Genomic DNA, 18,764 nt, shown 5'->3' on the forward strand with positions numbered 1-18,764 from the left:
CCGCTACCTTACCTGTCGCAGCGGCCTCCTCAGCAGTGAACCGCACTGTAACCCGCAGCGTGTTCAGGTGGCGGCAATGCTGGCCGCTGCCGACCCGCCCAGCACCGCACTCAGGCCTGCTGCTGGCGGTACCAGTGCTCGATCAGGCCACGCGAGATCGAGATCGGCGGGGACAGCCGGATGCCCTCACCGTCGTCCTCGACATCGCGCGCCAACGCCGCGCCGACCTCGTCGGCGGTAAACCAGCGCGCATCTTCCAGTTCGCCATCCACGGTCGGCATGTCGTCCTGCGCCTGCGCGCGGAAGCCGATCATCAGGGCACCGGGGAACGGCCACGGCTGCGAACCGAGGTATTGGCAGGCGGTCACCCGCACCTTGCTCTCCTCGTGCACTTCGCGCACCACGGTCTGTTCGAAGGTCTCGCCGGGTTCGACGAAGCCGGCCAGTACCGAGTAGCGGCGTGGCGCCCAGTTGGACTGGCGGCCCAGCAGCAGCCGGCCCTGGTTTTCCACCGCCACGATCACCGCGGGGTCGACACGCGGGTAGTGCTCGGTACCGCACTGCGCGCAGCGGCCGACGAAGCCGCCACGGGCGAACGTGACGGCGGTCGCGCAGACGCCGCAGAAGCGGGTGCGCGACTGCCAGTACGACATGCCGCGCGCATAGCTGAAGGCGGTTGCATCGGCCACCGTCCACAGCAGCGCCGCCTGGCGCAGGTCGAGCCGGCGCGGCGCGGTGGTGGTGACATGCGCTGCCTCGAGCGAGAACCACGCCTGCTCGCCGCGCAGGCCGAGGAAGATCGCAGCGCCAGGGCCGCCACCGATATCGGCGCCGGTCAGCGGCAGCGGCTGGTCGTCGTCGCCGGTGAAGGCCGTGCCATCCTGGTCCAGCACGAGAATGCGCGCATCCGGCCACAGGCGTGCCAGGGCATCGGCATCATCGCGCAGGGCATCGGCGCGCTCCAACGGTTCGCCCACGAAGGCAAAACCGGAAAGCGTCGAAAGGGTGTTGGGCATCCGACAAGCCTGCCGCCAAACGCCGCAGGTGGCAAGGTCGGCGCTGTGCGCAGTCTGCCGGTGTCGTCCGCAGGCGCAGCACAGCCACGCGTGGCGTGGCGTGGCTGTACCGGATGCCCGCGGCACGCGCTTACATGCTGAAACTGCTGCCGCAGCCGCAGGTGGTCTTGGCGTTCGGATTGCGGATCACGAACTGCGCACCGGTCAGGCTTTCGGTGTAGTCCACTTCAGCGCCCATCAGGTACTGCAGGCTGAGCGGATCGACCAGCAGGGTGACCCCGCTGGTCTGCACGGCGAGGTCATCCTCGGCACGGTTCTCATCGAACTCGAACCCATACTGGAACCCCGAGCAGCCGCCGCCTTCGATGTACACGCGCAGCGCCAGGCCGGGGTTGCCCTCGTCCTGGATCAGGTCCTTGACCTTGGCCGCAGCGGCTTCGGTGAAGTTCAGCGGCCGGTCCAGCGACTGGTAATCGGGCGCGGCAACCGGCGCGGTGCCGGGCAGGGAAACTAGCGTGCTCATGGCTCCAGCATGGGGGCGCCAGCGATGGCTTTCAAGCCATCGCCTCGGCCAGCTTGCGGCGCGCAGCGGTGTCCTTGCCGTCGGCCGCGTCCTCCTCCGGTGCCGGCAGCGCCTGCATCGGCGCGCTGGCGTGGATCAGCCGCCCATTCAGCTGGGCACCGGCGTTCATTTCCACCACCTGGTAGTGGACATTGCCGTTGACCCGCGCGCTCGGGGTCAGCTCGACCTTCTCGCTGGCATGCACGTCACCGTCGAGCCGGCCACTGATGACCACCACCTGGGCGCGGATCTCACCTTCGATCACGCCATGCTCGGCGACGGTCAGGGTCGCGCCACTGGCGCCTTCCTGGGCGATCACCTTGCCGTGGATGCGGCCTTCCACGTACAGGCCACCACTGAATTCCACATCGCCGCGGATCACCACCTGGTTGCCGATCAGGGCATCCACCACCAGCTGGCCATCACGGCTGGACTTGCTGCTTCCGAACATCTGCCTACTCCCCTTTGCTGGCCGGTGCGCCGGCCTGTTTCCAGTCGAATACCTGCGTGGCGCCCCCCGCACCACCTCCCAATGTCACCCTCACCCGTTGCGGGGTGAAGTCAGCCGGCAGCATCACGCTGCCGGTGAGCTGCTGGAAGTACCGGAAGGAATAGTCCTGTCCCGGCACCTTGCTGCGCTGGTGCAGCTCGTCCCAGCTGATGGTGGCCAGCTTGCCGTTCTTCACGCCTTCCACGGTGAAACGCATCTGGCCCTGGCTGATCGCGCCGCGGTTGAGGTTCTGGGTCAACACCACGCTGTACTGCCAGGTGCCGGCCGATTCGGGGCTGAACTCGATCGAATGGGTGTTCAGGCCCTTGCGCTGGCTGGTCGAGCCGACCAGGCGCTCGTAGAAGGCGACGTCGGCACGCAACCCGGCGATCTCCTCGTCCCGTTCGGCCAGCGAGGACTGCACTTCGTTGTTGGCGGCGCGGCTGATGCGGTCGGAGGCTTCCAGCGTGGCCTGCTTCTGGCGCAGTTCGGTCAACTGCGCCTGCAGCGTCGCGGCGCGCTTCTCGGCCGCCTGCAGTCGCTGGCCCTGTTCGCCGCGCGGCGCGCCCAGCCAGCAGCCCCCCAGCACGGCCAGCACCAGGCTGAGCAGCCAGATGCCGCCGATCACCAGCAGGCGGCGGCGGTCGGCCGGCGGTTGCGGCGCGCCGGGCAGGCGGACCTGCACGCGCATGGGAGGGCGATTGTTCATGGGTGGTCTCCGTGGCATCGCAGCGGCGACGCCAGCACGGCCCCTGTAGCAGACGACGGGCTAGTGTATGACAGGAACGGCGGGATTCCGTTGTGACGGCCGGACCCCGGTTGTGGTGTTCAGCGACGTCATCGTCGATAGTGTGGCACCCCGCACAGTTCCGCCGCCGGAGCCCGCCATGACCGAAGCCCACCTGTTCGTGATCGGCATCCTGCTGGCCTGGCTGGCCGGCATCCGTGTCTACCTGACCGTGTTCGGTGTCGGCCTGGCCGGCCTGCTGGGCTGGGTCGAGCTGCCGCCTGCCCTGCAGGCCACCGAGTCGTGGTGGGTGCTGGGCACCTCTGCGGCGCTGGCCGTCGCTGAATTCTTCGCCGACAAGATTCCCGGCGTGGACTCGGCCTGGGATCTGGTCCAGACCCTGGCGCGCGTGCCCGCAGGCGCCTTCCTGGCGGCGGCAACCCTGTCGCCCGATGGGGATCTGGGCACCGGCGCACTGGTCGCCGGTGCCGGCGTCGCGCTGGCCAGCCATGGCCTGAAGGCCGGTACCCGCGCGCTGCTCAATACCTCGCCGGAACCGGCCAGCAACTGGGTCGCTTCGGCTGCCGAAGACACCGTGGTGGTCGGTGGCCTGGCGCTTGCCCTGGCGCATCCGTGGATCGCCCTGATCGTGGTGCTCGCCTGCAGCCTGGCCGGCGCGTTGCTGGTATGGCTGGTCTGGCGCGCCCTGTGGAGGGGCGTGCGCTGGCTGGCACGCAGCGGCACCGGTGATGGCCCGGGGCAGCCGCGGACCGGTTGACCCCCTGCCTTGCCGCATAATGGCGGCGAACACCAGGAGCATCGATGGCCGTCAACGAATCCGCCGCGCCTGCCCGCCCGGGACGCGCTGAAACCCCTCCGGCCGATCATTGGCAGCGCTGGACGACGCCTGCAGCCACTGCAGTCGTGCCCGCGGTCACCGAGCCGGTACGTGTGGTGCTGGAAGCGCCGCCGCGGCCGACCACCGGCGGTGATGCTCCGCTGGCGGCGCCACCGCCGTTGCCTGCCGCCGTGGCCGTGCCCGAGGCCGGCAACAGTGACCTGCCGCCCACCGAGGCCGATTCCCCGTACCGCGTGCTGATCGTCGAGGACGATCGCGCCCAGGCGCTGTTCGCACAGAGCGTGCTGCACGGCGCCGGCATGCAGGCGACCGTGCTCGGCGATGCTGATGGCGTGCAGCAGGCCATCCGCGAGCAGCGGCCCGACCTGATCCTGATGGACCTGCACCTGCCGGGCCTGGATGGCATGCGGCTGACCGCGATGATCCGCCAGCAGCCGGGCATGCAGCTGCTGCCGATCGTGTTCCTCAGCGGCGATCCCGATCCCGAGCGCCAGTTCGAGGTCCTCGACTGCGGCGCCGACGACTACCTGAGCAAGCCGATCCGGCCGCGCCATCTGATCGCCGCCGTGGCCAACCGCATCCGCCGGGCCCGTGCACAGGCCGCGACCCTGCCCGGCGCCACTGGCGCTCCGGCCACCAGCAATCCGGAAACCGGGCTGCCCACGCGCCACCACGTCCTGCAGCAGCTCACCACCTCGCTCGCCCAGCACGACCGTGGCGGGGTGTTCTTCGTCGAGGTCTCCAGCGCGCTGGGGCTGCGCGAGCGCTACGGCTACGCCGCCTTCGAACGGTTGATGGTGCAGGCCGGCCAGCGCCTGGCCGAGGCCGGCCACCCGCACCTGCTGGCGCGCCTGAACGACAACAGCTTCCTGCTGCTGGCACGCACTGCCGACGAGGACAGCCTGGAAACACTCGCCGGCACCCTGCGCGAACAGCTGTCGGCGCGTGCCTTCGTGATCCGCGATGACGAATCGGTTCACCTGCGCGGCGTGGTGGGTTACGCGCCGCTGTCGTCGGGCTTCAGCGATGCCAGCAGTGCGCTGGAGGCGGTGGAACGCACCACCCTGCAGGCGCGCCTGCTGAGTGCCGGCGTGGCCGGGCACGTGCACCGCGAGGAAATCACCGAGCAGGAGCACCTGGCACTGCTCGAAGGGCAGCTGGAGCTGGCCTACCAGCCGATCGTCGCGGTCGCCGGCGGCAGCAGCGCGCAGTACCAGCTGTTGCTGCGCCTGCGCCAGAACGATGGCACCGTGCTGACCGCGGGCCAGGTGATTCCGGCCGCCGAGGCCGCCGGCCGCATCGCCGATCTCGACCAGCAGGTGCTGGAGCACGCGATGGGCCTGCTCGACCTGTACCGGCATGCCACCCAGCCATTGAACCTGTTCGTCTCGCAGTCGCTGCGCACGCTGCAGCGCGATGCCTTCGCCGATTGGCTGCTGGAGTCGCTGCAGCAGCGCGACCTGCCCGGCTCCGCGCTGGTGATCGATGTGCGCCTGCCCGATGCCCTCATCCACACCGTGCCATTGCAGCAGTTCTGCCAGCGCATGGTCGGCGTCGGCGTGCGCTTCTGCCTGAGCCAGTTCGAGCCGGGCAGCGAGGCCAGTGCGCTGCTTGCCCAGCTGCCGTTGTCGTTCGTCCGGCTGGGCGCGCGCTTCTCCAGCAGCCACTCCAATCCCGAGACCCGGGAGGAGCTGCGCCAGGCGATCGCACAGGCGCACGCGGCCGGCCTGCAGATCATCGGCCAGCAGATCGAAGATCCGCAGGCGGCTGCCGCGATGTGGGTCGGCGGCGTCGATTACATCCAGGGCAACATGGTGCAGTCGGCCGGCAGCGACCTGAACTTCGACTTCCACAACGCGGTGCTCTGAGTGCCGCTGACGGCCGCCCTGCTGGCCGCGCTGGCACTGGCCATCGTCGCGCTGCTGGTACTGGGCCTGCGGCTGCGGGCGCGCAACCGGTCGCTGGCGCTGCTGCAGCGCGAGCGCATCACCCTGACCAGCGAACGCGACCAGCTGCGGCGGACCACCGAACGCCAGGGCCAGCTGGAGCAGCAGCTGCTGCAGGCCAAGCAGGCGGCCGAGGCGGCGGTACTGGCCAAGGGCGAGTTCCTGGCCACCATGAGCCATGAGATCCGCACCCCGCTCAACGGCATCCTGCCGATGCTGGAACTGATCGCACGCGGCCCGCTCGGCGAGGATCAGCGGCAGATGCTGGCCACGGCCTCGGCCAGCTCGCAGCAGCTGCTGCGCATCGTCGATGACATCCTCGACTACTCGCGGCTGGAAGCGCAGGCGCTGGAACTGGAGATCACCACGTTCAACCTGCGCGAACTGCTCGACGGCGTCGTGCAGCTGCTGCAGCGCGCCGCCGAAGCCAAGGGCCTGGCGCTGAGCCTGCAGCTGGACCCGGGCGTGCGCCTGCCTGTGCGGGGCGACCCGGTGCGGCTGCGCCAGGTGCTGGGCAACCTGCTGGCCAACGCGATCAAATTCACCGCGCGCGGCCACGTGCAGCTGCGCGTGCAGCGGCTGGGCGAAGGCCCCGCGCAGCATCTGCTGCGCTTCGAGGTCGTGGATACCGGCATCGGCATCGACGAGGCGCTGCAGGCGCGGCTGTTCCAGTCCTTCAGCCAGGCCGACGCGTCCACCACCCGCCTCTACGGCGGCACCGGGCTCGGCCTGGCCATCTGCAAGCGCATCACCGACCTGATGCAGGGCCGGATCGGCGTGCAGTCCACGCCGGGCCACGGCGCCACGTTCTGGTTCGAAGTGCCGTTGTTGAAGGTGCCCGGCGATCTGCCGGCACTGGCGCGTTCACCGGCGTCCCTGCTGTTGTTCAGCAGCGATGCGCACCTGCAGGCGCGCCTTGAACGTATCGCCGCGCACCACACCCTGCAGGTGCAGCCGCTGCACCGCCTGGAAGACGTGATCGAGCATCTGCGCACGGCGCCGCGTCCGGGCCGGAATGCGGCGGCATGGCTGCTGGTCGATGCACGCCAGCGCCGCAGCGGCGAGGCGGCGCTGCAACGGGCACTGGCCGAACGTGGCGACGACGATGCGCTGCAGGTGCTGTGGCTGCAGGACACCGCGCTGGCGCCACGGCCGCGCCAGCAGCAGCTGTGCAGCACCTTCAGCGATGCCGAGCTGCACGCGCTGCTGGCCCCCCCTGCCGCCACCGCGCGGCCGGCCGCGCTGCTGGCCGATGCGGCTGCGGCCACGCCCGCTGCGGCCTTGCCTGCACTGCAGCTGCGCGTTCTGCTGGTGGAGGACAACACGGTCAACCGGATGGTCGCCGAGCACCTGCTGCGCAGCTTCCACTGTCAGGTGCGCACTGCCGCCGATGGTGAACACGCGCTGGCGGCGATGCGCGAGGGCGCCATCGACGTAGTGCTGATGGATTGCCAGATGCCGGTGCTCGATGGCTACAGCGCCACCCGGCGCTGGCGTGACGAAGAGCGCGCGGCCGGGCAGGCGCGGTTGCCGATCATCGCCATGACCGCCAATGCCATGGCCGGCGATCGCGAACGCTGCCTGCAGGCCGGCATGGACGACTATCTGTCCAAACCGATCACGCGCGAGGCGCTGCATGCGCTGCTGCGACGCTGGGCGCGGCCTGCGCCGGCCATGGACATGGACGACCGCCCGCCGCCGGAGTTGGCCATGGCGGAGCCGGGGCCAGCGCCGTTGCAGGCCGGCGAGGCAGCGGGTGGCGCGCCGGCGGAGGCGACAACGCCGCCGCAGCCCGTGCTCGACCGCAGCGTGCTGGACGAACTGCACGCGGTGATCGGTGAGGTGGCCATGCAGATCGTGGCGGTCTTCCTGGAAGACGCCCCGCCTCTGGTGCAAGCACTGCAGCAGGCGGCACAGGGCAATGACATCGAGCGCCTGCAGGCGCTGGCGCACAGCCTGAAATCCTCCAGTGCCAATGTCGGCGCCGTGTCGCTGTCAGCGGTGGCGCGCCGGATCGAACACGAAGCGCGCAACGGCAGCCTGCAGCGCCCTGCGGTGGCAGTGGCGCTGCTGGTGGCCGAATTCGCGCGCGCGCGGGTGGCCTTGACCGGTTACCTGGCGCAGCAGCGCAGCGGCGCGGCCGGCTGACTCACTCCTCGAGCTTGCTCAGCAGGTACTTCGGCTCGCCGATACGCTCGATCAGGTCCAGCTGGGTTTCCAGCCAGTCGATGTGCTCTTCCTCCGAATCGAGGATCTTCACGAACAGCTGGCGGCTGACATAGTCGCCAACCGAGTCGGCATAGGCCACGGCGTCGCGCAGGGTGACCACGCCATCGCGCTCGAGCGACAGGTCGCACTGCAGGATCTCGGTCGGGTTCTCGCCGATGCGCAGCTTGCCCAGCGCCTGGAAATTCGGCAGGCCTTCGAGGAACAGGATGCGGTCGGCGAGCATGTCGGCATGCTTCATCTCGTCGATCGATTCCTTGTACTCGTGCTCGGCGAGCTCCTTGATGCCCCAGTTCTTCAGCATCTTGGCGTGCAGGAAGTACTGGTTGATCGCGGTCAACTCGTTGTAGAGGACCTTGTTGAGGAATTCGATGACCTTGGTGTCGCCCTTCATGGGGATGCTCCTGCACGCTGAAATCGCGGGCACTGTAACGCCTCGCGCGCGCCGATGAAGGAACGCGAATCGTGCGCATTGGCCGGCAGGGGCGGAAGTGAAGGTTGAAGCAACGCAGCGTCAAGGCGCTGCAGGCGGACTCAGGCGACCTGGGCCAGGCCCAGCACCGGCAGCGCCAGGTCGTGGGTCGCGCGCGCCTTGGCCAGCAGATCGCCGGCCATGTCCAGGCAGGAGCCGCAGGTGGCACCACAACCGGTACGCATGGTCAGCTCGGCCACCGACGTGACGCCATGGCTGGCGGCTTCGCGGATCTGGTGGTCGGTGACACCATTGCAGATGCAGACGTACACGGGCGGAAACCAGGGCAGCAGGCCAGTAGCGGCCTGGTCACTATTCCAATGGAAACGAGAATGGTTGTCAATCAAAGACCTGAACCATTCTCGATACCGTTCAGACGGTCAGGTGGCCGGTCCGTCGCTCTGCGCCTTCTTGGGCCAGTAGCCCCGGCTGCGCGGGCGCTTGCGCGGGCGGTCATGGCCGGCAGTGTGGCCGGGCATCCAGGCCTCGGCGGCGCTCTTGGGCATGGCACTGATGCCCTGCCCCGCCACTCCCTGGGCCAGCGGCGCCAGGTGCCGCAGGGCACGCGCGTAGACCCCTCGCTTGAACACCACCACGTGCTCGACCGGGTACCAGAAATCCACCCAGCGCCAGTGGTCGAATTCAGGCGAATCGGTATGGTCCAGGCGCACGTGGGCCTCGTCGCCGGTCAGGCGCAGCAGGAACCAGACCTGCTTCTGGCCGATGCAGACCTGCCGCTCGTTGCGACGGATGGCCCGTGCCGGCAGCTTGTAACGCAGCCAGCCCGGTGTCGCCCCCAGCACTTCCACGTGCTCGGGCAGCAGGCCGGTCTCTTCCTGCAATTCACGATACATGGCCTCGACAGGCGTCTCATCGGTGTTCATGCCGCCCTGCGGGAACTGCCAGCCATCCCGGCGCACACGTCGTGCCCAGAACACCTGCCCGTCCTGCCGCATCAGCACGATGCCGACGTTCGGTCGATAGCCGTCCGGATCGATCACGATGCGGACTCCTAAGAAAATCTACTGGTCGGGACTATCCCATGCCGTCTGTCGGCCCACAAGCACGGCACAAAACTGTTGACAGGCCCAGTACACATCAGCAGAATAGCGGGCTCACCAAGGCTATGTAGCTCAGCCGGTTAGAGCACAGCACTCATAATGCTGGGGTCGGTGGTTCGAGTCCACCCATAGCCACCACGTTGAAGTTGTCTTTCAATGTGAAAAGTGAGAAAATAGTTACACGCGACATTGCCCCGTCGCCAAGCGGTAAGGCACCTGACTCTGACTCAGGCATTCGGTGGTTCGAATCCATCCGGGGCAGCCAAATTAAACGCAAAAGGCCAGATCGAAAGATCTGGCCTTTTGCGTTTGATTTGGTCACGCATTCCACCTTATCCCCGCGCCTGTCGGCGCGCCCCCTTGAACAACAAGGGGGCTCTTCTCCAGAGAGAGGTCCGGGGTCGATATGCGAAGCCACGGGTAGTGCCGGTCGCTGGCCGGCAACCTGGAAATGCTTTACCCCCAGAACGACAAAAGCCCGGCCGAAGCCGGGCTTTTGCGTTTCCAGCCAGCGGGCTCCCGAAGGAGCCCAACCAGGCGCGGCAAATCAGCGCTTGGAGAACTGGGTGGCGCGGCGGGCCTTGTGCAGACCGACCTTCTTACGTTCGACTTCGCGGGCGTCGCGGGTCATGAAGCCAGCCTTGCGCAGCTCGGACTTCAGGGTTTCGTCGTACTCGACCAGAGCACGGGCGATGCCCAGACGGATCGCACCGGCCTGGCCGGTGGTGCCGCCGCCAGCGGCGGTGACCAGGATGTCGAAGCTTTCGGTGTTCTTGGTCAGCTCGAGCGGCTGGCGCACGATCATGCGCGCGGTCTCACGGCCGAAGAACTCGTCCAGCGGACGGCCATTGACGGTGATGTTGCCCGAACCCTTGCGCAGGAACACGCGAGCGGTGGAGGACTTGCGGCGGCCAGTGCCGTAGTTTTGAGTGATAGCCATGATTAGATATCCAGAACCTGCGGCTGCTGTGCGGCGTGCGGATGCTCAGTGCCGGCGTAGACCTTGAGCTTGCGGTACATCTGGCGACCCAGCGGGCCCTTCGGCAGCATGCCCTTCACGGCGATCTCGATCACGCGCTCCGGGTGGCGCTCCAGCGCCTGGGCCAGGGATTCGGTCTTCAGGTTGCCGATGTAACCGGTGAAACGGTGATACATCTTGTCCTGCAGCTTCTTGCCGGTGACGGCAATCTTTTCTGCATTGATGACGACCAGGTAGTCGCCGGTATCAACGTGCGGGGTGTAGACCGGCTTGTGCTTGCCACGCAGACGGCGGGCCAGCTCGGTGGCGAGACGGCCCAGGGTCTTGCCCTCGGCGTCGACGAGGTACCAGTCGCGCTGGACGGTCTCGTTCTTGGCAGTGAAAGTGCTCATGAAGAACTCTGGTTAGGTCGGGCTCATTGCGGCGAAGGACTCGCCGGAACTCTGCCACGCGTTGTGAAAGGTGAAGCGTAAGAGGCGGGATTGTACTCACCCTGGTCGGCGGGTGCAAGCCGCCCCCAGCACCGGGTTGGCAGGGCGCCGGGGCCGGGCGAGAATCTCAGGTCCCCGCCCCACCCCGTGCCGCCATGACCGTGCTCCGCCAGAACACCCCACTGGACCACCTGCTGACCGAGGCGCAGCGCGCGCTGGACACGGTGTTCGGCAATCCGCCGGCGGCCCGCCCCTACCCGGCCACGGACACCGCGGAGCCCGGCATGGACAGCGCCCAGCGCCGCCACGCCGCAGGCCTGATGCGGATCAACCACGTCGGCGAGGTCTGCGCCCAGGGCCTGTACTTCGGCCAGGCCGCCGTGGCCCGCGACCCGGCCACCCGCGAACACCTGCTGGAAGCGGCGCAGGAAGAGACCGACCACCTGGCCTGGTGCGCCACCCGGCTGGGCGAACTGGACAGCCGGCCGAGCCTGTTCAACCCGTTGTGGTATGCCGGCAGCTACACCATCGGCACCCTGGCCGGGCTGCGCGGCGACGGCTGGAACCTGGGCTTCGTGGTGGAAACCGAGCGCCAGGTGGAGGCCCACCTGGACGAGCACCTGGTCGACCTTCCAGCGGCCGACCTGCGCAGCCGTGCCGTCATCCAGGTGATGAAGGAAGACGAGGCCCGGCATGCCGAACACGCCGAACAGGCCGGCGCGCGCCGCCTGCCGTTCCCGATTCCGGGCGCGATGGCGCTGGCGTCCAAGGTCATGAAGACCATCGCCTACCGCATCTGAATGGCGGCCCCCAGCCACGGAGGGGGCCTGCCCGGGCACGCCGGGGCCCGGCTGTTGCCCGGGCCACCTTTCAGTTCGGCGATACCAGCTTCAGCCCGATCACGCCGGCCACGATCAGGCCCACGCAGGCCAGGCGCGCCGGTGAGGCACTGTCATTGAACAGGTAGATGCCCAGCACCGCCACGCCCATGGCGCCGATGCCGGTCCAGATCGCATAGGCGGTGCCGACCGGGATGCTCTTCATCGCCTGGCTCATCAGGTACAGGCTGATCAGCGCCGACACCACCGTGGCAGCGGTCGGCAGGGGTTTGCTGAAGCCTTCGGAGTACTTCATTCCAAGGGCGAATCCGATCTCGAACAGACCGGCCAGCAGCAGATAGATCCAGGGCATGGGTGGGGGCTCCTTACCTTGTGGGGAAAAGAAACGGCCCGGTGTTTTCACACCGGGCCGTAGGTCGGTACATCGCCGTGGAACTGAAGATTGCGCAGGGCGCAGGTTCCACGGGGCGGGTCGTCCCGCCTGGGTGGCGATGCCTGCCGGCACCGCGCACGGGTCTTACTCGGACAGGTTGCGGCCGTGGAACAGCTCTTCGATCTCGCGCTTGAGCAGCGCCTCGATCTTCATGCGCTCCTTGAACGACAGGTTCTTGGCCTTTTCCTCGAACAGGTACTGGTCCAGGTCGAAGTCCTTCAGGTGCATCTTCGTGTGGAAGATGTTCTCCTGGTAGACATTGACGTCGAACATCTCGTAACGCGACTTGATGTTCTTGGCCAGGAAGTTCTGGATCGAGTTGATCTTGTGATCGATGTAGTGCTTCTTGCCCTTCACATCACGGGTGAAGCCACGGACACGGTAGTCCATGATCACGATGTCCGATTCCAGGCTCTCGATCAGGTAGTTCAACGCCTTCAACGGCGAGATCACGCCGCAGGTGGCAACGTCGATATCGGCGCGGAAGGTGGCAATGCCTTCCTGCGGGTGCGTTTCCGGATAGGTGTGCACGGTGATGTGCGACTTGTCCATATGCGCGACCACGGCGTCGGGAATGAGCTCCTTGCCGGCCTGCTTCTTGTCGATCACCGGTTCTTCGGAGATCAGGATCGTCACCGAGGCGCCCTGCGGATCATAGTCCTGGCGGGCCACGTTGAGGATGTTGGCGCCGATGATCTCAGCGACATCGGTCAAGATCTGAGTCAGCCTGTCGGCGTTGTACTCTTCATCGATGTATTCAATGTAACGCTGACGCTCCTCTTCGGTGCGCGCGTAACACACGTCATAGATGTTGAAGCTCAGCGCCTTGGTGAGGTTGTTGAAACCCTGCAGCCTCAGGCGAGGCAACGGCTTGACCACGGCGGTCGATTCCTGTGTAAGAAGGGAAAGGAGGAATTATGAGGCAAACTGCCCCCGGGGGGAACGTGAAGACGCCCAGGTTCTGGCACACTGTTTGCCCTTAACAATTGCGCTGGTTAAGCTCCGCTATCGACCCCGTGAATCCGTTCATGCGCAGAGGGAGCGCCCCTATCGTGTCAACCGTGCGCCTAGCTAGCAGCCCATTGGCCTTGGACATCGCAACTATCGATCGCTTCCTGGCGCATAGCCATCGGCGGCGCTACCCCACCCGGACCGACGTCTTCCGACCCGGCGACCCGGCGGGCACCCTGTATTACGTCATCAGCGGCTCGGTCTCGATCATGGCCGAGGAAGATGACGACCGTGAGCTGGTGCTGGGCTATTTCGGCGCTGGCGAGTTCGTCGGCGAGATGGGCCTGTTCGTGGAGTCGGACCGCCGCGAGGTGATCCTGCGCACCCGGACCGCCTGCGAGCTGGCCGAAATCAGCTACGAGCGCCTGCATCAGCTGTTCCTCGGCCCGCTGTCGGCCGATGCCCCGCGCCTGCTGTATGCGCTGGGCCAGCAGATCTCCAAGCGCCTGCTCGACACCAGCCGCAAGGCCAGCCGCCTGGCGTTCCTGGATGTCACCGACCGCATCGTGCGCACCCTGCACGATCTGGCCCAGGAACCGGAGTCGATGAGCCACCCACAGGGCAGCCAGCTGCGCGTTTCGCGCCAGGAGCTGGCCCGACTGGTCGGCTGCTCGCGTGAAATGGCCGGCCGGGTCCTGAAGAAGCTCCAGACCGATGGCCTGCTGCACGCCCGCGGCAAGACCGTGGTGCTGTACGGCACGCGTTGAGCAACCTGTTGTCCGCCGGGCACCGCCCGGCGCCACCCCGCCGTCTCCATCACGGTAGCGCCGGGCCATGCCCGGCCGATCCAGGCACATGCGACCCACCATCGCATGTCCCGCACACCCACATCCGCTAGGCTGGGGTCATGGAGCTTGGCAGCGAATTCTGGTGGTTCATCCTGATCGGCCTCGGCGCGCAGCTGGTGGATGGCGCGCTGGGCATGGCATTCGGGCTGGTGTCCTCGTCGGTGCTGCTGAGCATGGGGCTGCCCCCGGCGCAGGTCAGCGCCAGCATCCACACGGCCGAAGTGTTCACCACCGGCGCCTCCGGTGTGTCGCATCTGGTGGCCGGCAATGTCGACAAACGCCTGTTCCTGCGTCTGGCTGTGCCCGGCGCAGTGGGCGGCGCGCTGGGTGCGTACGTCCTGACCCAGATCCCCGGCGACCTGATCCGGCCGCTGATCTATCTGTATCTGCTGGTGCTGGCCATCATCATCCTGGCCCGCGCCGCCGGCCGCTGGATGCCCAAGGGCGAGATCCGCCGGGTGCCGGTGCTGGGCTTCTTCGCCGGCCTGCTGGATGCCAGCGGCGGTGGCGGCTGGGGCCCGGTGGCCACCTCCACCCTGCTCGCCCGTGGCGGCCAGGCGCGGACCACCATCGGCACGGTCAATGCCGCTGAATTCGTGGTCACCGTGACCATTTCCGCCACGTTCCTGCTGTCGATGGGCCTGCAGCACCTGCAGATCGTCGCCGGCCTGCTGGTCGGCGGCATGATGGCCGCACCGGTGGCGGCGATGCTGGTCAAACGGGTGAAGGAGCGCTGGGTGCTGGTCGCCGTGGGTGTGCTGGTGCTGGGCATCAGCCTGTTCCAGATCGGCCATGCGGTGTACGGCCACCTGTACCGCTGACCGTCCGCCGGGCATGGCCCGGCGCTACCCCCGCCGCTTCCGGTAACGCCGGGGGATCCGTCTACGCCTTCTCGCCGCCGCGGTCGACGCAGCCCCAGTTGAGGATGCGGGTTCCGGCCGGCAGCACGCTGCGGAAGAAGGCCACCTTGGCCGGCTTCGGATTGACCACCACCGGGGCCTTGGCCGCCAGCAGCAGGGGCAGATCGGCCGTGCTGTCGGAGTAGGCGATATCGATGTCGCCGTAGCCGCGCTCGCGCAGCATGCGCATCTTTTCCTCGTTGTGGCAGTGCCGGGTCGGGCCGACGCCGCCCAGGCGCGGGCCGACTTCGGTGCCGATCACCGGCACGTCCTGGTGGGCGACGAACGCCAGGATCGCGCGCGCCAGTTCCGGCGGCGCGCCGGTGGCCACCACCACGCGATCGCCCCTGGCCCGGTGCGCGGCAAAGACCTCCAGCGCCTGCGGCAGCAGCTTGGCCCGCATCTGCGCCTCATGCCGGATCACGTAGGCATCGATCACCCGGTTGAACTCCCGCGCCCGGTGCAGGCCGAAACTGCCGATCCACACATAGATCGAAATGCCGGCGCGGCGGGTGGGCAGCATCGCCACCATCGGTCCGGCGATCGGGGTGACCAGCAGCGCCGCCAGCATCCGCAGCGGGTTGCGCTTGATCAGCGAGGCAAACAGATGGGTGCCCGAATCGCCGTCGTACAGCGTGTGGTCGAAGTCGAAGACCACCAGCGGCGCATCCTCGCGCGGCGTTGGATAGTGCGTTTTCATGCCGCGAAGAATAGCTGACGCAGGCCCTCGCCCGGCTCTTCCACGCGCATGAAGGCCTCGCCGACCAGGAACCCGTGGATGCCGGCATCGCGCATCAGGGCCACGTCCTGCGGGCCGAGGATGCCGCTCTCGGTGACCAGCAGGCGGTCGCGTGGCACGGCGTTGCGCATGTCCAGCGTGGTCTGCAGCGAGACTTCGAAGGTGCGCAGGTTGCGGTTGTTGATGCCGATCATCGGCGCCGGCACCTGCAGCGCGCGCTCCAGCTCGTCGATGTCGTGCACTTCCACCAGCACGTCCATGCCCAGCGACATCGCCAGTTCGGACAGGGTGGCCAGCTGGGTGTCATCCAGCGCGGCGACGATCAGCAGGATGCAGTCGGCGCCCAGCACGCGCGCCTCGACCACCTGATAGGGGTCGATCACGAAGTCCTTGCGCAGCACCGGCAGCGTGCAGGCGTCGCGGGCCTGCTGCAGGTAGGCGTCGGCCCCCTGGAAGAAATCGACATCGGTCAGCACCGACAGGCAGCTGGCACCACCGAACTCGTAGCTCACGGCGATGTCGGCCGGGCGGAAGTCGGGGCGGATCACGCCCTTGGACGGACTGGCCTTCTTCACCTCGGCGATCACCGCCGGATCGCCATTGGCGATCGCCGCCTGCAGCGCACGCACGAAGCCACGGACCGGGGGGGCGCTGGCCAGTGCGGCCTGCAGCGCCTCGAGCGGGCGCTGGGCGCGGCGCTGGGCCACTTCTTCGGCCTTGCGGGCCAGGATCGTCTGCAGGATGTCACTCATCGTCGTCGGTTCGGTGCTGGGGCGGTGAGGAGGGCCATTATCGGCCATCGGATGGGTCAGGCTGAACCGCGTGCTCAGGCAGCCAGCACGCGGGTGATGTCGACGTACTGCTGCAGCCGGGCACGGGCGCTGCCGTCGGCGATGGCGGCGCGGGCACGGGCCAGGCCATCGCCGATGTCGCTGGCCACCCCGGCCACGTACAGGGCCGCGCCGGCGTTCAGGGCGACGATCTCCAGCGCCGGGCCGGGCGCGCTGTCCAGCACCGCGCGCAGCATCTGGATGGACTGCTCCGGGCCCTCCACGCGCAGGTTGCGGCTGGCCGACATGGCGATTCCGAAGTCTTCCGGATGGATCTCGTACTCGCGCACCTTGCCATCGCGCAGCTCGCCGACCAGGGTGCCGGCGCCGAGCGAGATCTCGTCCATGTTGTCGCGGCCCCAGACCACCATCGCACGCTCGGTGCCCAGCTCGCGCAGCACGCGTGCCTGGATGCCCACCAGGTCGGGATGGAATACGCCCATCAGCACCGACGGCGCGCTGGCCGGGTTGGTCAGCGGCCCGAGGATGTTGAAGATGGTGCGCACGCCCATCTCGCGGCGCACCGGCGCCACCACTTTCATCGACGGGTGATGGATCGGCGCGAACATGAACCCGATGCCGGTCTGCTCGATGGCCTGCGCGACCTGGTCCGGCTGCAGTTCGATCACCGCGCCCAGCGCTTCCAGCGCATCGGCGCTGCCGGACTTGGACGACACGCTGCGGTTGCCGTGCTTGGCCACGCGCGCGCCGGCGGCGGCGGCAACGAACATCGCACAGGTGGAGATGTTGAAGGTGTGCGAGCCATCGCCACCCGTGCCGACGATATCGACCAGGTTCGAGGTATCGGCCACCGGCACCGGCCGGGCGAATTCACGCATCACGGTGGCCGCCGCGGCGATCTCGTCCACGGTCTCCTTCTTTACGCGCAGGCCGGTGAGGATGGCCGCGGTCATCATCGGCGAGACGTCGCCGCGCATGATCTGCCGCATCAGGTCGACCATTTCGTCGAAGAAGATTTCGCGGTGCTCGATGGTGCGTTGCAGGGCTTCCTGGGGGGAGAAGCTCATCGGAATGCTCCTTGGATCAGGCCGCCGGGCGCTGCAGGAAATTGCGCAGCAGGGCGTGGCCGTGTTCGGTGAGGATGGATTCGGGGTGGAACTGCACGCCCTCCACCGGGAACTGGCGGTGGCGCAGGCCCATGATCTCTTCGATCGAGCCATCCTCGTTCTCGGTCCAGGCGGTCACTTCCAGCGCGTCGGGCAGGCTGTGCTTGTCCACCACCAGCGAGTGGTAGCGGGTGGCCTGGTAACGGTCCGGCAGGCCGGCGAACACGCCCTTGCCTTCATGCCGGATCGGCGAGGTCTTGCCGTGCATGATGTTGCCGGCACGGATCACCGTGCCGCCGTAGACCTGGCCGATGCCCTGGTGGCCCAGGCACACGCCGAGGATGGGCGTGGTCGGGCCAAGGCGCTGGATCAGTTCCAGCGACACGCCTGCTTCGTTGGGCGTGCACGGGCCGGGCGAGATGACGATGCGCTCGGGTTTCTGCGCGGCGATCTCGTCCACGCTCATCGCATCGTTGCGCACCACCTTCACCTCGGCGCCCAGCGTCTGCAGGTACTGCACGAGGTTGTAGGTGAAGCTGTCGTAGTTGTCGATCATCCACAACATGGTCAGGTTCCGTCGCTTATCAGGAAAATGGCGTACACGTTTTCGGTGTAGGTGATGGGGCCGGCTTCGATGGACTCCGGTGCAGCGGGCGCCGGTGGCGAGGCCGGTGCGTAACTTCCGGTCACCAAGACACGATCGAGATGCTCGCCATCTTCGCCCGGCTGCGGCCATTGCCCGGCCTGGATGCCATAGGCGAAGTCCGGCGCCACATCGGAGATGCTGTACAGGCCGCGCACGCGGGTTCCATAGGCCTTGGCCAGGCCCTGTGCGGACTCGCGGGTCTTGGCCGCCGCCTCGCCCTTGAGTTCACGGCGCAGCGCGACTTCGCCCGAGTAGGTCGGGGCCATGCTGCTGACCTGTACGTTCTCGTTGGCCTTCAGCGCGCCCAGCACGTCCTGCATCGCCTTCACGCTGGCGAAGCTGGCGCGCAGCTGGCGCGACACGCGGGTGCCGATGAAAACCTGCCGGTTCTGCTCATAGCGGGTTGCCGGGCCGATCCGCAGGTTGTCCGCACGCACGCTGCCCTCCACCGCCTTGTGCTGCTTGAACAGCGCCAGCACGCGGGCGACGTTGTCCTGCACGCGGCGGCGTGCCGCATCTGCGTCCATGTCGGTCTCTTCGATGTTCAACTGCAGGCCGAACCGGTCCGGCATCACCATGCGCCGCGCCTCGCCCTTCACCAGCAGGTGCGGCTGCGAGGGAATGGTATTGGCCTGCGCCCACGCAGACGGGGCCATCGTGGCCAGCAGTGACGACCACAGCAATGCGCTCAGCAGCTTCATGCGGTACTCCTTGTCTTCAGTGGGAACAGCGGAAGGTGCCGC

Annotated in this window: 22 protein-coding genes and 2 tRNA genes; 8 read left to right on the forward strand and 16 right to left on the reverse strand. The window is 67.6% G+C overall.

The window, feature by feature from the left end:
* Positions 1 to 110 precede the first annotated feature (110 nt).
* The 4 genes from nudC to Q5Z10_RS19565 form a co-directional block, all read right to left on the reverse strand.
* On the reverse strand, positions 111 to 1,016 hold the full coding sequence (nudC, locus tag Q5Z10_RS19550) for an NAD(+) diphosphatase (RefSeq protein WP_303637009.1): 906 nt from the start codon (positions 1,014 to 1,016) through the stop codon (positions 111 to 113).
* Positions 1,017 to 1,146: 130 nt separating this feature from the next.
* Complete coding sequence (gene erpA / locus Q5Z10_RS19555; protein WP_303637010.1) at positions 1,147 to 1,539, reverse strand: iron-sulfur cluster insertion protein ErpA; 393 nt, start codon at positions 1,537 to 1,539, stop codon at positions 1,147 to 1,149.
* A gap of 31 nt (positions 1,540 to 1,570) precedes the next feature.
* Positions 1,571 to 2,029, reverse strand: coding sequence for a bactofilin family protein (locus Q5Z10_RS19560; protein WP_303637011.1), 459 nt, complete (start codon positions 2,027 to 2,029; stop codon positions 1,571 to 1,573).
* Between the two features lie 4 nt (positions 2,030 to 2,033).
* Positions 2,034 to 2,777 carry a DUF6776 family protein gene (locus tag Q5Z10_RS19565; protein WP_303637012.1) on the reverse strand — a complete coding sequence of 248 codons (744 nt, stop codon included), beginning with the start codon at positions 2,775 to 2,777 and terminating at the stop codon, positions 2,034 to 2,036.
* 178 nt (positions 2,778 to 2,955) lie between these two features.
* Between Q5Z10_RS19565 and Q5Z10_RS19570 the strand changes: the two genes are divergently transcribed.
* Genes Q5Z10_RS19570 through Q5Z10_RS19580 form a run of 3 tightly spaced genes read left to right on the forward strand, consistent with a single transcriptional unit; the run spans position 2,956 to position 7,748 of the window.
* Positions 2,956 to 3,573, forward strand: coding sequence for a DUF4126 domain-containing protein (locus Q5Z10_RS19570; RefSeq protein WP_303637013.1), 618 nt, complete (start codon positions 2,956 to 2,958; stop codon positions 3,571 to 3,573).
* Between the two features lie 44 nt (positions 3,574 to 3,617).
* Positions 3,618 to 5,522, forward strand: coding sequence for an EAL domain-containing protein (locus tag Q5Z10_RS19575; RefSeq protein WP_303637014.1), 1,905 nt, complete (start codon positions 3,618 to 3,620; stop codon positions 5,520 to 5,522).
* A complete protein-coding gene (locus Q5Z10_RS19580) occupies positions 5,523 to 7,748 on the forward strand; it encodes an ATP-binding protein (protein ID WP_303637015.1) in 2,226 nt (741 codons plus the stop codon).
* 1 nt (position 7,749) lies between these two features.
* Here Q5Z10_RS19580 and bfr read toward each other — a convergent pair whose 3' ends face one another.
* The 3 genes from bfr to Q5Z10_RS19595 form a co-directional block, all read right to left on the reverse strand.
* Positions 7,750 to 8,220 (reverse strand): bacterioferritin, encoded by a 471-nt coding sequence (gene bfr / locus Q5Z10_RS19585; protein ID WP_108754386.1) that lies wholly within the window; start codon positions 8,218 to 8,220, stop codon positions 7,750 to 7,752.
* 140 nt (positions 8,221 to 8,360) lie between these two features.
* The gene (locus Q5Z10_RS19590; protein ID WP_303637016.1) at positions 8,361 to 8,570 is read right to left on the reverse strand and encodes a (2Fe-2S)-binding protein; all 210 of its coding nucleotides are present in this window, start codon (positions 8,568 to 8,570) and stop codon (positions 8,361 to 8,363) included.
* A gap of 108 nt (positions 8,571 to 8,678) precedes the next feature.
* Positions 8,679 to 9,299 (reverse strand): RNA pyrophosphohydrolase, encoded by a 621-nt coding sequence (locus tag Q5Z10_RS19595; RefSeq protein WP_303637017.1) that lies wholly within the window; start codon positions 9,297 to 9,299, stop codon positions 8,679 to 8,681.
* A gap of 121 nt (positions 9,300 to 9,420) precedes the next feature.
* Here Q5Z10_RS19595 and Q5Z10_RS19600 point away from each other — a divergent pair.
* Positions 9,421 to 9,497: transfer RNA gene (locus Q5Z10_RS19600), tRNA-Met, on the forward strand.
* 52 nt (positions 9,498 to 9,549) lie between these two features.
* Positions 9,550 to 9,624: transfer RNA gene (locus Q5Z10_RS19605), tRNA-Gln, on the forward strand.
* Between the two features lie 282 nt (positions 9,625 to 9,906).
* Here Q5Z10_RS19605 and rpsI read toward each other — a convergent pair.
* Entirely contained in the window at positions 9,907 to 10,299 is a 393-nt protein-coding gene (gene rpsI, locus Q5Z10_RS19610; protein ID WP_005411311.1) for a 30S ribosomal protein S9, read from the reverse strand.
* Positions 10,300 to 10,301: 2 nt separating this feature from the next.
* The gene (gene rplM, locus Q5Z10_RS19615) at positions 10,302 to 10,730 is read right to left on the reverse strand and encodes a 50S ribosomal protein L13 (protein ID WP_005414692.1); all 429 of its coding nucleotides are present in this window, start codon (positions 10,728 to 10,730) and stop codon (positions 10,302 to 10,304) included.
* 194 nt (positions 10,731 to 10,924) lie between these two features.
* Between rplM and coq7 the strand changes: the two genes are divergently transcribed.
* Positions 10,925 to 11,569: a 2-polyprenyl-3-methyl-6-methoxy-1,4-benzoquinone monooxygenase gene (coq7, locus tag Q5Z10_RS19620; protein ID WP_303637018.1), complete on the forward strand. Its 645-nt coding sequence runs from the start codon at positions 10,925 to 10,927 to the stop codon at positions 11,567 to 11,569.
* A gap of 70 nt (positions 11,570 to 11,639) precedes the next feature.
* Here coq7 and Q5Z10_RS19625 read toward each other — a convergent pair whose 3' ends face one another.
* Positions 11,640 to 11,960, reverse strand: a complete 321-nt coding sequence (locus tag Q5Z10_RS19625) for a DMT family transporter (RefSeq protein WP_005411314.1) — start codon at positions 11,958 to 11,960, stop codon at positions 11,640 to 11,642.
* A 165-nt stretch (positions 11,961 to 12,125) separates the two neighbouring features.
* Entirely contained in the window at positions 12,126 to 12,920 is a 795-nt protein-coding gene (speD, locus tag Q5Z10_RS19630) for an adenosylmethionine decarboxylase (RefSeq protein WP_014648662.1), read from the reverse strand.
* A gap of 149 nt (positions 12,921 to 13,069) precedes the next feature.
* On the opposite strand from speD, the gene crp reads away from it, so the two are divergent.
* Both crp and Q5Z10_RS19640 read left to right on the forward strand, forming a co-directional pair.
* The gene (crp, locus tag Q5Z10_RS19635) at positions 13,070 to 13,759 is read left to right on the forward strand and encodes a cAMP-activated global transcriptional regulator CRP (RefSeq protein WP_079225401.1); all 690 of its coding nucleotides are present in this window, start codon (positions 13,070 to 13,072) and stop codon (positions 13,757 to 13,759) included.
* Between the two features lie 140 nt (positions 13,760 to 13,899).
* Positions 13,900 to 14,661 (forward strand): sulfite exporter TauE/SafE family protein, encoded by a 762-nt coding sequence (locus tag Q5Z10_RS19640; protein ID WP_303637019.1) that lies wholly within the window; start codon positions 13,900 to 13,902, stop codon positions 14,659 to 14,661.
* A gap of 61 nt (positions 14,662 to 14,722) precedes the next feature.
* Here the strand turns inward: Q5Z10_RS19640 and Q5Z10_RS19645 are convergent, their stop codons facing one another.
* The 5 genes from Q5Z10_RS19645 to Q5Z10_RS19665 form a co-directional block, all read right to left on the reverse strand.
* The gene (locus tag Q5Z10_RS19645) at positions 14,723 to 15,439 is read right to left on the reverse strand and encodes a haloacid dehalogenase-like hydrolase (protein ID WP_303637020.1); all 717 of its coding nucleotides are present in this window, start codon (positions 15,437 to 15,439) and stop codon (positions 14,723 to 14,725) included.
* The gene (gene trpC / locus Q5Z10_RS19650) at positions 15,436 to 16,230 is read right to left on the reverse strand and encodes an indole-3-glycerol phosphate synthase TrpC (RefSeq protein ID WP_303637021.1); all 795 of its coding nucleotides are present in this window, start codon (positions 16,228 to 16,230) and stop codon (positions 15,436 to 15,438) included. Before trpC ends, Q5Z10_RS19645 begins: the two co-directional genes overlap by 4 nt.
* Positions 16,231 to 16,304: 74 nt before the next feature.
* The gene (trpD, locus tag Q5Z10_RS19655) at positions 16,305 to 17,336 is read right to left on the reverse strand and encodes an anthranilate phosphoribosyltransferase (protein ID WP_303637022.1); all 1,032 of its coding nucleotides are present in this window, start codon (positions 17,334 to 17,336) and stop codon (positions 16,305 to 16,307) included.
* Positions 17,337 to 17,352: 16 nt separating this feature from the next.
* Entirely contained in the window at positions 17,353 to 17,940 is a 588-nt protein-coding gene (locus Q5Z10_RS19660; RefSeq protein ID WP_049448425.1) for an anthranilate synthase component II, read from the reverse strand.
* Between the two features lie 2 nt (positions 17,941 to 17,942).
* Complete coding sequence (locus Q5Z10_RS19665) at positions 17,943 to 18,722, reverse strand: SIMPL domain-containing protein (protein ID WP_303637023.1); 780 nt, start codon at positions 18,720 to 18,722, stop codon at positions 17,943 to 17,945.
* Between the last annotated feature and the right edge of the window lie 42 nt (positions 18,723 to 18,764).

The organism is Stenotrophomonas sp. 704A1 (assembly GCF_030549525.1).
In the GTDB taxonomy this organism is placed as follows: Bacteria; Pseudomonadota; Gammaproteobacteria; order Xanthomonadales; family Xanthomonadaceae; genus Stenotrophomonas; species Stenotrophomonas tuberculopleuritidis.